The sequence below is a fragment of the Acinetobacter sp. WCHA45 genome (genome assembly GCF_002165255.2).
Taxonomy (GTDB): Bacteria; Pseudomonadota; Gammaproteobacteria; order Pseudomonadales; family Moraxellaceae; genus Acinetobacter.
In genome coordinates, this window is record NZ_CP028561.1 from 2552299 (window position 1) to 2565312 (window position 13014).

A 13014-nucleotide genomic window follows, 5' to 3' on the forward strand; every position below is an offset into this window, starting at 1 on the left:
GGGTCACAAATATTGTTTTTACTGAAATTTGGAATCTCCCCTAACCCCTCTTTAACAAAGAGGAGAACTTCCCCCTTTAATAAAGGGGGATCGAGGGGGATTTAGTCACCATTTTTCAGTTCAATGTTGATACCTAAAGAACGGATCTCTTTGGTCAATACGTTGAACGATTCAGGCATACCCGGATCCATATAATGGTTTCCATCTACAATATTCTTATAGATGCGTGTACGACCTTCGACGTCATCCGACTTCACTGTAAGCATTTCTTGGAGCGTATATGCAGCACCGTATGCTTCAAGTGCCCAGACTTCCATCTCACCGAAACGCTGACCACCGAATTGTGCTTTACCACCAAGCGGCTGTTGGGTAACAAGTGAGTAAGAACCTGTTGAACGCGCATGCATCTTGTCATCAACCAAGTGGTTCAATTTGAGCATGTACATGTAACCTACAGTTACAGGACGGTCAAACTGTTCACCTGTACGACCATCAAACAATACTGTTTGACCTGTACGCGAAATGTCTGCCAATTCAAGTAAGTCTTTGATCTGACTTTCTTCAGCACCATCAAATACAGGGGTCGCTAATGGAACACCAGCACGCAAGTTACCTGAAAGCGCCAAGATTTCTGCGTCAGTCAAGCTATCAAGCTCTTCCTGCTCACCACCAACCTTGTTATAAATCTTGTCTAAGAATTCACGCAGTTCAATCACTGTACGTTGTTCTTTCAACATTTTTTCGATCTTATCGCCAAGACCTTTCGCCGCCATACCCAAGTGTGTTTCAAGAATCTGACCCACGTTCATACGTGACGGTACACCTAATGGGTTCAATACGATGTCGACTGGTACACCATTCGCATCATGTGGCATGTCTTCAACTGGTAAGATGTTTGATACAACACCCTTGTTACCGTGACGACCCGCCATCTTATCACCAGGCTGGATACGACGTTTAACTGCAAGGTAAACCTTAACAACTTTCAATACGCCAGTTGTTAATTCATCACCTGTAGAAAGTTTACGCTTCTTCTCCGCAAACTTCTCGTCAATCTCGTAACTCTTCTCTTTCAAGAACACTTGAATTTGAGTTAAGCGTTCAGCAATTGCTTCGTCATTTGGCTGAATTTCAAGTAGATCAACCAGCTCTAAACCAGACAATACGTCTTCAGAAAGTTTATCACCACGTTTGGTTGTACCACCACCGTTAGATTCCTGACCTTTCAACAAACGAACAATACGTTCACGTGCTGCTTCTTCGAAGATTTTATATTCTTCTTTCAAGTCTTTACGGTATGCGTCAAGTTGAGCTTTCTCAATTGCTTGAGCACGTTCATCTTTTTCCAAACCATCACGTGTGAAGACTTGAACGTCAATCACTGTACCTTTGGTACCAGACGGAACACGTAAAGACGAGTCTTTTACGTCAGCCGCTTTTTCACCAAAGATTGCGCGAAGTAATTTTTCTTCAGGTGTTAACTGAGTTTCACCTTTAGGTGTTACCTTACCAACAAGGATGTCACCTGCAGTCACTTCAGCACCGATATAAACAATACCTGACTCATCCAATTTAGACAGCGCAGCTTCACCAACGTTAGGAATATCAGCAGTAATTTCTTCTGCACCTAACTTAGTATCACGTGCGACACATGACAATTCTTGAATGTGAATTGACGTTAAACGGTCTTCTTGAAGTACACGCTCAGAAAGTAAGATCGAGTCTTCGTAGTTATAACCATTCCATGTCATGAACGCGACACGCATGTTTTGACCAAGCGCAAGTTCACCCATGTCAGTCGATGGACCGTCAGCCAAGATGTCACCACGAGCAACTTTGTCGCCTAATTTCACGATGACATTTTGGTTAATACATGTATTCTGGTTTGAACGTGTATATTTGATCAGGTTGTAGATATCTACACCTGCTTCACCCGCGATCATTTCATCTTCGTTGACACGAATTACGATACGAGATGCATCAACATATTCAATCGCACCGCCACGGTTTGCGATCACACACACACCTGAATCACGTGCTACGTTTGCTTCCATACCTGTACCAACAAGCGGTTTGTCAGCACGCAATGTAGGAACAGCTTGACGTTGCATGTTCGAACCCATCAAGGCACGGTTCGCGTCATCGTGTTCAAGGAATGGGATCAATGATGCCGCAACTGAAACAACCTGCTGTGCAGAAACGTCCATATGTGTGACACGCTCAGGCGACATACGTACGAATTCACCTTGATGACGGACAGAAACCATTTCTTCAGTCAGGTTACCATCTTTATCAACAGCGGAGTCAGCCTGTGCAATGACAGTCCCTACTTCTTCAATTGCAGATAAATATTCAACTTCATCAGTTACACGACCATCTACAACTTTACGGTATGGTGTTTCCAAGAAACCGAAGTCATTCGCTTTTGCATAGACAGAAAGCGAGTTGATCAAACCAATGTTTGGACCTTCAGGCGTTTCAATTGGACAAACACGACCGTAGTGAGTTTGATGTACGTCACGTACTTCGAAGCCCGCGCGTTCACGTGTCAAACCACCAGGGCCAAGCGCAGATACACGACGTTTGTGTGTAATCTCAGACAATGGATTGTTTTGGTCCATGAATTGAGACAATTGGCTTGAACCAAAGAATTCTTTGATTGCAGCAGCAACAGGTTTTGCGTTGATCAAATCTTGTGGAGACAAGTTATCTGTTTCTGCTTGGCTTAAACGCTCTTTAACAGCACGCTCAACACGAACTAAACCAACACGGAATTGGTTTTCTGTCATTTCACCAACAGAACGTACACGACGGTTACCCAAGTGATCGATATCGTCGACTTCGCCTTTACCGTTACGAATTTCTACTAATGTACGTAATACATCAATAATATCGTCGTGTGACAGAATCCCTTCAACTTCACGTGACTTCTGGTCAGTACCCACTTCGTAAGGACGACCCAAACGACGGTTGAACTTCATACGACCCACTGGAGAAAGGTCATAACGCTCAGAAGAGAAGAATAAGTTGTTGAATAAGTTCTCAGCAGCTTCTTTCGTTGGTGGTTCGCCTGGACGCATGACTTTATAGATTTCAACAAGTGCTTCTTCACGACCTGTTGTTGTATCCGCACGCAATGTATCTGCAATGAAAGGACCACGATCGATGTCGTTCGTGAACAGGATGTTAAACTGTTTAACACCACCTTCAGCGATCTTCACCATGATGTCATGGCTAAGTACGGTATTCGCAGGAATCACATCACCACTTTTCAGTGTGATATCTTCAGCTGTAATACGCTCATATAAATATTCATCAGGTACAGAAAGCTTGGCTAAGTTCGCAGCTTCCATTTGACGTACATGACGTGCATTAATACGTTTACCTTGTTCAACGATCGCTTTACCATCATTATCCAAGATATCGAATTGTGCCATTTCACCACGTAAGCGATCTGGAACAAGATCAATCTGATAGCTACCCATATCAAGATATACAGGTACTTTTTCATAGAACAAATTCAAGATTTGTTCATTGCTGTAATTCAAGGCACGCAGAATCACCGTTGCAAGCAGCTTACGACGACGGTCAATACGTACGTATACTAAATCTTTAGCATCAAATTCAAAATCTAACCATGAACCACGGTAAGGGATAATACGTGCTGAATACAACACTTTACCACTTGAGTGAGTTTTACCCTTATCATGATCAAAGAATACACCTGGTGAACGGTGTAATTGAGATACGATGACACGCTCAGTACCATTGATAACGAAAGTACCGTTATCGGTCATGAGTGGCATTTCACCCATGTAAACTTCTTGTTCACGAACGTCTTTAATTGATTTCGTTTCACGATCTTTAATGATCAAACGAATTTTTACGCGCATTGGTGCTGCATAAGTTGAACCACGTAAAATACATTCACGCACGTCAAACTCAGGCTTACCAAGGCTATACTCAACAAATTCTAAAGCAGCATTGCCAGAATAACTTTCAATAGGAAAAACTGAACGAAATGCGGCTTGGAGACCGATATCTTCGCGATTTTTTGGAGTTTTACCGCCTTGTAAGAATGTACGGTACGAATCGACCTGAATCGACAGTAAGTACGGTGCTTCCATTACGTGGGGCAATTTACCAAAATTCTTACGGATCCGTTTCTTTTCGGTATATGAGTATGCCATCTGGAGTCCTCGGAAAGTAAACTAAACCCGCCTGCAGAACGGGTCTAGAAGGAATTACGCAGGCCGATATGGCCACCACTGTTTACAAATGCTGCAATTTTTAGTGGTATTAAAACGCTTAACAATATTTTTATAAGCAAAAAAATATTGGTAAGCGTTTGATTTCATGAATTTCGTTTAAATAATACGCACAATAAGCGTAAAACTATCAAAAAACGAGCCGATTATTGTAACGCAAAAAGGCTGATGACCCAAGAGCCATCAGCCATTTTTTGGAGCCGATTTTGAAAAAATCGACTCCCTACAGCATTACTTAAGTGTAACTGTAGCACCAGCTTCTTCAAGCTTCTTCTTAAGTTCTTCGCCTTCTTCTTTAGAAACGCCTTCTTTAAGAACAGCAGGAGCGCCTTCAACAAGATCTTTCGCTTCTTTAAGACCAAGACCAGTTGCTTCACGAACTGCTTTAATTACAGCAACTTTGTTCGCGCCGAAAGAAGTCAACTCAACGTTGAATTCAGTTTGTTCTTCAGCAGCAGCAGCAGCGCCTGGAGCAGCAGCAACAGCAACAGCAGCAGCAGATACGTTAAATTTCTCTTCGAAAGCAGAGATTAATTCAACAAGTTCCAGAACAGTTTTTTCAGCAACTGCGTTTAAGATTTCTTCGTTTGTTAAAGCCATGAGAATAACTCCAAATGGATATTGAATGGTGTGAAAATAGGATTAAGCCGCTTCTGACTCGTTTTTCTCTTTGAGCGCTGTAATAAGGCGACCCAATTTCGAAATAGGAGCTTGAAGAACAGACGCGAGCATAGTAAGCGCTTTTTCTTGGTTCGGAAGGTTTGCAATTACGCTAACGTCAGCACCTTGATAAACCTTACCGTCAAATGCGGCAGCTTTAAGTTCAAATGCTTTGTTAGTTTTCGCAAATTCTTCGAACAAGCGTGCAGCTGCACCCATGTCATCTTCAGAAGTTGAGAAACCGAGAATGGTTGGGCCAACAAGATTGTCATTTAAGATATCGAATTGAGTACCTTCTAATGCGCGCTTAGCCAAAGTGTTACGTACGATACGCGTTGTAACACCCAACTTACGAGCTTCAACACGAAGTTGTGTCAACTGCTCTACGCTTGAACCTTGATAGTTAGCCACAACAACAGAAAACGCTTTAGAAGCAACTTCACTTACTTCTGCAACGATCTGTTTTTTGCCTTCGATAAGAAGAGCCATTGTAAAACCTCCTAACGGTGATTTATGCACCTATACAGGCACACTCCCAATTCGTAAGCCTTTCGACTTACACGTGGAGGAGGAACAAATCACACCACCACGTCTACTCAGGCTGGACTTTTAAGAAAAGTGTCCGAAAACACTTCTCGCCTGAGGTCTTTGACGCTGATAAATATTCATTTACCAATTCAAAGTTTGCCTAAGTTCGCAAAATACGACAGCGCGTTTCTTGCGTAAAAATCAAAGCAGCACTTTGATTTTTACTCAGGGCTTTAAAATTCTATCTAATTACTTAGAAACGTTGTTTACGTCAACAGTAAGACCTGGGCCCATAGTCGAGCTTAAAGTGATCTTCTTAACGTATACACCTTTAGAAGTTGCAGGTTTTAAACGTTTTAAATCTGCAATTAAAGTCTCAACGTTTTGACGTACAGCTTCTTCGCTAAAGCCAAGTTGACCGATTGCAGCGTGAATGATACCCGCTTTGTCTACACGGTAACGTGCCTGACCAGATTTGGCATTCTTAACCGCATTCGCAACGTCAGGCGTTACTGTACCCACTTTAGGGTTTGGCATTAAGCCACGTGGACCAAGAATTGTACCTAACTTACCAACAACGCGCATTGCATCAGGAGCAGCAATCACTACGTCGAAATCAAGATTTCCACCTTGAATGCTTTCAGCAAGGTCATCAAATCCCACAACATCTGCACCAGCTTCTTTTGCAGCTTCAGCAGCAGCACCTTGAGCAAATACTGCTACACGTACAGTTTTACCTGTACCTGCAGGTAAAGTCGTCGCACCACGAACAACCTGATCAGATTTACGTGGATCAACACCAAGGTTTACAGAGATGTCTAATGATTCTTTGAACTTCGCAGCTGGAAGGCTGTTAAGAACTTGTACTGCTTCTTCCAAAGTATAAACTTTGTTTGCTTCTACAGCAGCAGCAATGGCTTTTTGACGTTTAGTTAACTTTGCCATGTCTTATAGCTCCACTTCCAAGCCCATAGAACGTGCAGAACCAGCAATGGTACGCACACGAGCATCTAAATCAGCACCAGTTAAATCTGGTTCTTTAGTAGTCGCAATTTCTTCTAATTGAGCACGAGTCAACTTACCAACTTTAGTTTTGTTAGGTACAGAAGAACCCTTTTGAATACCAGCAGCTTTCTTAAGAAGAATAGATGCAGGTGGAGTTTTCATGATAAATGTGAACGACTTATCGTTGTACACAGTGATCACGACAGGAATTGGCAAGCCAACTTCAAGTTTTTGTGTAGCAGCATTGAATTCTTTACAGAATGCCATGATGTTTACACCACGTTGACCTAAAGCAGGACCAATTGGTGGAGATGGATTTGCTTTACCAGCTGGAACTTGCAGCTTGATATAGCCGTCAATCTTCTTAGCCATTGAAAATTACCTCTGGGTACAAACGCCGTCAGGCTCCCCAAAAAATTAAATAACACCGAAGTGTTAGAACAACAATGCCCGATCAAATCGGGCGCTTACCAACCAACTCAAATTAAATCGTTTTTTCGACTTGTCGAAACTCAAGTTCAACTTGCGTTGGTCGATTAAATACATTGATCGTCAACGTTAAACGTGACTTTTCGTATTGTACTTCCTCCACGACCCCTTTAAAGTCAGTGAACGGACCATCAACCACGAGTAATTCTTCACCAGGCTCAAACATTGTCTTAGGACGAGGTGCTTCACCTGTATTACGTACACGCGCAAGAATTGCATCAGCTTCACGTTGAGAAATTGGTGCTGGTTTTTCTGGTGTACCACCAATAAAACCTAGAACCTTTGGACACTCTTTAACGATGTGCCAAGTATCATCATTCATTTCCATTTCGACTAATACATAGCCAGGAAAGAATTTACGCTCAGACTTACGCTTCTTACCATCCTTCATTTCTACCACTTCTTCAGTAGGAACAAGGACTTCACCAAAACTATCAGCAACAGTGCTGCGCTGGATTCGGTCATTAAGTGAACGCATCACTTGTTTTTCAAAACCAGAATAGGCATGAATAATATACCAACGTTTCATCGCACTCTTACCCGATAATTAACCTAATAAACCAACCTAACCCGTAATCGAAACACCATAAAACCAATGATGCAACAACCACAACCAAAAGAACCTGCCACGATGTCGTGATCGTCTCTTGTTTTGTTGGCCAAGTCACTCGACGCAGTTCAATTCGCGCATCTTGCAACAAACGCACAAAGCCTTTGCCTTGATGGGTGGCGTATAATAAACCTAAAGCGACGACGACACAAGCCAAAATTACCCCAACGCGCACCCAAATATCATTTGCAGGTGCCCAATAGGCTGGTAAATGTTGATTTACCAATGCTGAACCAACTAACAAAACAATTGCAATTAACCACAAGACAATATCAAGCGGAGAACTTGCATTTATAACTTCTGCAGCATTATTTCTTTGAGGGATTGGCGCGTCGCTTAATGCGTCACGCGATTTATCATTCGACATTTTTTTACTCGTCGTAGAATTCGCGAATTATTATATGACAACTTAGCCAGAATTAAGCTTTTTTATTTAAAAAAAGTGGCAGGCCAGGAGGGACTCGAACCCCCAACATTCGGTTTTGGAGACCGACGCTCTACCAATTGAACTACTAGCCTATGAAGCAAATCGAAAGCCGAAGCTTTCGATTTGAATGTAATATAATATTGGGCTTATGCAGTTACTTTAGCAACAACACCCGCACCTACAGTACGACCACCTTCACGGATCGCAAAACGTAGACCTGGGTCCATTGCGATTGGGTGGATTAACTCTACTGACATCTCAACGTTGTCACCAGGCATAACCATTTCTACGCCTTCTTGTAACTTGATTGCGCCAGTTACGTCAGTTGTACGGAAGTAGAACTGTGGACGGTAACCGTTAAGGAATGGAGTATGACGACCACCTTCTTCTTTAGAAAGTACATATACTTCCGCATCGAATTTAGTGTGTGGCTTGATTGTACCTGGTTTAGCAAGTACTTGACCACGTTGTACGTCTTCACGCTTAGTACCACGTAGAAGAACACCACAGTTCTCGCCCGCACGACCTTCGTCAAGAAGTTTACGGAACATTTCTACGCCAGTTACAGTCGTTACAACTGTGTCACGGATACCAACGATTTCAACTGATTCGCCAACTTTAACGATACCAGATTCAACACGACCAGTTACAACCGTACCACGACCAGAGATAGAGAATACATCTTCGATTGGCATTAAGAATGCTTTATCGATTGCACGCTCTGGTTCTGGGATGTAAGAGTCAAGCGCTTCAACAAGTGCAAGAACTGATTTCTCACCATATTCGCCATCATTGCCGTTCAATGCTTGAAGCGCTGAACCACGGATGATTGGAGTGTCATCACCTGGGAAGTCATAAGTAGAAAGAAGTTCACGAACTTCCATTTCTACTAATTCAAGTAATTCTTCATCATCAACAAGGTCACACTTGTTTAAGAATACGATGATGTAAGGTACACCAACCTGACGTGAAAGAAGGATGTGTTCACGAGTTTGTGGCATTGGACCATCAGTCGCAGCACATACAAGGATCGCGCCGTCCATCTGAGCAGCACCAGTAATCATGTTTTTAACATAATCGGCGTGGCCCGGGCAGTCTACGTGAGCGTAGTGACGGATTGGAGAATCGTATTCTACGTGTGAAGTATTAATTGTAATACCACGTGCTTTTTCTTCAGGAGCTGAGTCGATTTGTGAGTAATCTTTCGCTTCACCGCCGTAAGTTTTTGCACAGATCGTTGCAATCGCAGCAGTTAAAGTTGTTTTACCATGGTCAACGTGACCAATTGTACCCACGTTTACGTGTGGTTTATTACGTTCAAACTTAGCCTTAGCCATTTGATTTTCCTCGTTTACGTCGACACCAGTTTAGAGAAAAACAACCCTGAAAAACTTTCTTTATCGACATTCGCCTAAAAAACTAGACACCCAATACTTGAAAAGCAGACTATAATAGCCTGCTTCTTTAAAAATTTTGTAGAAATTCTACTAAGCTGTATATCTGGAGCTCTTATCGAGATTTGAACTCGAGACCTCTCCCTTACCAAGGGAGTGCTCTACCACTGAGCTATAAGAGCGACATCTCCGATGGAGCGGGAGACGAGGATCGAACTCGCGACATGCAGCTTGGAAGGCTGCCACTCTACCAACTGAGTTACTCCCGCATGTTGGTACTTACCACTTCAATCGAAGTTAGATGGTGGTGAGAGAAGGATTCGAACCTTCGAAACTTTCGTAGCAGAGTTACAGTCTGCCCCCTTTGGCCGCTCGGGAATCTCACCATATCACACTTACACAGTGCTGTTCTTTACGCTATACTACCACACTTTAAGATGGTGCCGGCACACGGATTCGAACTGTGGACCTACTGATTACAAGTCAGTTGCTCTACCAACTGAGCTATGCCGGCTCTTTCTTAGTGTTTCGTACGTTTCGTATCGGAACGGTGTGCAGTTTAGCAAAACTCTGAATCGATGCAAGTGGTTTTTTCAAAAAAACCGTTAAAAACTCATAAAATCAATCCGTTTGATGATAATTCAACCGCTTTGATCACTGCGCGAGCTTTTATTTGGGTTTCATTCCACTCTGATTCAGGGTTTGAGTCTGCAACTAAGCCTGCCCCTGCCTGTACATAGACCTTTTTATCACGAATCACACAGGTACGAATCGCAATCGACATGTCCATTTCACCATGCCAGCCTAAATAACCTACAGCACCACCAAATACACCACGTTTAACTGGCTCTACTTCATCAATAATTTCCATAGCGCGGATTTTTGGTGCGCCTGAAAGGGTTCCAGCAGGAAAGGTTGCTTTAAACACATCTAAAGCATCCACATCATCACGTACTTCACCCTGCACATTAGACACGATATGCATGACATGAGAATAACGCTCAATCACCATACGATCAGTCACTTGCACTTTACCAATTTTAGAAACGCGACCAACATCATTGCGACCCAAATCGATTAGCATGAGATGTTCTGCAATCTCTTTTTCATCTGCAAGTAAATCTTTTTCCAAGGCAAGATCTTCTTCCTTAGTTTTACCACGTGGTCGTGTTCCAGCCAAAGGACGTACTGTTGCAATACCATTTTCTAAGCGTGAAAGAATTTCTGGCGAAGAACCCACGATATGAAATGGCTTTTGATCTGTGAGCGTTTGTCCCTGCACTAGAAATAAATACGGCGATGGATTGAGATGGCGTAATGCACGATAAACTTGTAAAGCCTCACCATCAAAGTCAGACACCATACGTTGACCAGGCACAACCTGCATCACATCGCCTGCACGGATATACTCTTTTACTTTCTCAACGGTTTCTAGAAACTTTTCTTTACCCGTAATGGATTCGAAATGTGGCGCAGTATGGGGTTTCGCTTGTAAGCTGACAGGCGTAGCGAGCAACTGCTCAAGTTGATCCAACTTCTGCTGAGCCGTCTTATAGGCATCAGGCTGACTCGAATCTGCGTGATGAATTAAAAACAAAGTGTCCTTTAAATTATCAAACACAATCACGGTTTGAGACAACATTAACCAAAGATCTGGCAACGTCACAGGATCAGCCGTGGGAACGTTTTTAAGTTTTGGTTCGATATAACGTACCGCATCATACCCCAAATACCCAACCAAGCCACCAGTAAAACTTGGTAACTCAGGCAATTCAACTTGGGTTGGCACTTTAAATTGACTTTGAAAATCACGGATATACTGAAATGGATCAGCGCAGTCTTGCTGACGAAGCGAGCCATCAGCTTGCTGAATGGTCAATACACCTGCATTACAGGAAAATACAATCGACTCCCCTAAACCAATCATTGAATAGCGCGCCCAATTCTCACCCCCTTCAACAGACTCAAAGAGATAAGCTTGTTTTTGTTCTTTAAAACGTGCAAAAACAGAAAGTGGGGTTTCTGTATCGGCTAAACGTTGGCGATACACTGGAATGGTGTTATAGCCTGCTGATTTTAATTGCTCAAATTGTACTAAGGTCGTCATGAATCTTCTCTATGGTTTTAATTTCTGTGCGTTTTTTCTGTAGTGCCTTCTCAAGCCCGCCATCGAAAAACCATAACAAACTTCATGCTTGTCTCCTGACTAAATCATCTTCTATCAATTCTGCCAAACTATCGACCACTTGCTGTGGCTGACAGTCATAGATACTTTCCCCATGATTATAGCCATAGCTGACCACAATACAATCAATACCTGCACGTCTAGCGGCTTCCACATCATTACTCGAATCACCGATCATCAAAGCTTGTGACGCTGTAATATTTTGTTGCTGCATACAGTGTAGTAAAGGCAAAGGGTGAGGTTTACGTTCAGCTAAACTATCACCACCAACCACCATCTTAAAATATGGGCTTAACTGCAAAATATCGAGGATACCTTGCGCTAAATGCTCTGGTTTGTTAGTTACGCAAGCCATCGTAATATTATGCTGTTGGCAGTAATCCAAAAATGGTAAAACACCTTCATATACGTTGGTGTTTACACATAATTCTTGTTCATAAATCTCAACAAAAGTCTCAAGCAATTGCTTCTGCTGCTGGGCATCAATCTGCCCAAACAAATACTCCAAGACAGTCTCACATAGTTTAGCCGCACCCTTGCCTACCCAAGCTCGAATCTGCACCTCTGTTACCAATGGTAATGCCAGCTTTTCCAAACTTAGATTCATTGCTCGATATAAATCAGCCGCTGAGTCCACAAGCGTCCCATCCAGATCAAATAAAATTAAACTTCGTTGTTGTAACTGAGCAACAGACATAGATTTCGACTCAAGAAATCAAAAGGCACGCCCATATGAGCATGCCTTGATTGTAAAAGGTTAATATAATTATTTAAAGAATAACCAAGCAATCACAGCTAAAATGATGAGTACAACAATTGAAATTAAACCAATCGATGCATTTTTTTGCTGTTCAATTTCTTGTTGAACACGAGAAATAGGTTCTTCAATTGCGATCGGCTGCTGTTCAGCAGCAGCATGAACATCAATACCTTCAGGAATTGGTGCTGGTTTTGGAATTCCAACTTGTTGTGGCATACCATCTCGATTAATCGAAGTCTCCGCAGCTCGCTCTGCAAGCGTTGGCATACCCGCATCGTGATTCGTTGCCGCTACTGGCTCAACTTCAATTTCAGGTAAATCAGCCTTATAACGCTCAGGAGCAAGAATCATAAATATAAAATTGGCAAACTGGAGCATATCCCCATCATGCAATTCTATTTCCTGTTCCTGCTCAACACGCTCACCATTCACAAATGTTCCATTTGTAGACTTTAAATCTTTTACCCAAACATGGTCATCTCTAAACAGTAATGCAGCATGTTTTCGTGAAATGTCCTTGAGCTGCAACAAAATTTCAGCGTCCTGATCCCGCCCCACCAGCATGTCACGCTCAATACTAATCTCTTGCCCTGTAAATTCACCTGTAATGGCTTGTAATTTCCAAGTCATAGATGTTTATCCTTATCATCATTTCTTTCAATCATAACATTGTGACATAAGCGCTTCT

11 protein-coding genes and 5 tRNA genes are annotated in these 13014 nt (G+C 42.5%); all 16 read right to left on the minus strand.

Annotated elements, in window-relative coordinates; genetic code table 11:
- Positions 1-101: 101 nt before the first annotated feature.
- Entirely contained in the window at positions 102-4190 is a 4089-nt protein-coding gene (rpoB, locus tag CDG55_RS13670; RefSeq protein WP_087537418.1) for a DNA-directed RNA polymerase subunit beta, read from the minus strand.
- A 309-nt stretch (positions 4191-4499) separates the two neighbouring features.
- Positions 4500-4868 carry a 50S ribosomal protein L7/L12 gene (gene rplL / locus CDG55_RS13675; RefSeq protein ID WP_004656287.1) on the minus strand — a complete coding sequence of 123 codons (369 nt, stop codon included), beginning with the start codon at positions 4866-4868 and terminating at the stop codon, positions 4500-4502.
- Between the two features lie 42 nt (positions 4869-4910).
- Positions 4911-5417 (minus strand): 50S ribosomal protein L10, encoded by a 507-nt coding sequence (gene rplJ, locus CDG55_RS13680; RefSeq protein WP_005163057.1) that lies wholly within the window; start codon positions 5415-5417, stop codon positions 4911-4913.
- A gap of 288 nt (positions 5418-5705) precedes the next feature.
- Entirely contained in the window at positions 5706-6401 is a 696-nt protein-coding gene (gene rplA / locus CDG55_RS13685; protein WP_005163060.1) for a 50S ribosomal protein L1, read from the minus strand.
- 3 nt (positions 6402-6404) lie between these two features.
- Entirely contained in the window at positions 6405-6833 is a 429-nt protein-coding gene (gene rplK, locus CDG55_RS13690; protein ID WP_004637639.1) for a 50S ribosomal protein L11, read from the minus strand.
- Positions 6834-6945: 112 nt separating this feature from the next.
- Positions 6946-7479 carry a transcription termination/antitermination protein NusG gene (gene nusG, locus CDG55_RS13695; RefSeq protein WP_004659359.1) on the minus strand — a complete coding sequence of 178 codons (534 nt, stop codon included), beginning with the start codon at positions 7477-7479 and terminating at the stop codon, positions 6946-6948.
- A 7-nt stretch (positions 7480-7486) separates the two neighbouring features.
- The gene (gene secE / locus CDG55_RS13700) at positions 7487-7927 is read right to left on the minus strand and encodes a preprotein translocase subunit SecE (RefSeq protein ID WP_087537417.1); all 441 of its coding nucleotides are present in this window, start codon (positions 7925-7927) and stop codon (positions 7487-7489) included.
- Between the two features lie 76 nt (positions 7928-8003).
- Positions 8004-8079, minus strand: a tRNA-Trp gene (locus CDG55_RS13705).
- Positions 8080-8133: 54 nt separating this feature from the next.
- A complete protein-coding gene (tuf, locus tag CDG55_RS13710; RefSeq protein WP_004659362.1) occupies positions 8134-9324 on the minus strand; it encodes an elongation factor Tu in 1191 nt (396 codons plus the stop codon).
- A 164-nt stretch (positions 9325-9488) separates the two neighbouring features.
- Positions 9489-9563 (minus strand) — tRNA-Thr (locus CDG55_RS13715).
- 11 nt (positions 9564-9574) lie between these two features.
- A tRNA-Gly gene (locus CDG55_RS13720) sits at positions 9575-9650 on the minus strand.
- A 33-nt stretch (positions 9651-9683) separates the two neighbouring features.
- Positions 9684-9767: transfer RNA gene (locus CDG55_RS13725), tRNA-Tyr, on the minus strand.
- A gap of 52 nt (positions 9768-9819) precedes the next feature.
- A tRNA-Thr gene (locus tag CDG55_RS13730) sits at positions 9820-9895 on the minus strand.
- Positions 9896-9994: 99 nt separating this feature from the next.
- The gene (trpE, locus tag CDG55_RS13735; protein ID WP_087536561.1) at positions 9995-11488 is read right to left on the minus strand and encodes an anthranilate synthase component I; all 1494 of its coding nucleotides are present in this window, start codon (positions 11486-11488) and stop codon (positions 9995-9997) included.
- 82 nt (positions 11489-11570) lie between these two features.
- A complete protein-coding gene (locus tag CDG55_RS13740) occupies positions 11571-12263 on the minus strand; it encodes a phosphoglycolate phosphatase (protein ID WP_087536560.1) in 693 nt (230 codons plus the stop codon).
- A gap of 69 nt (positions 12264-12332) precedes the next feature.
- Positions 12333-12956 (minus strand): FHA domain-containing protein, encoded by a 624-nt coding sequence (locus CDG55_RS13745; protein ID WP_005163069.1) that lies wholly within the window; start codon positions 12954-12956, stop codon positions 12333-12335.
- Between the last annotated feature and the right edge of the window lie 58 nt (positions 12957-13014).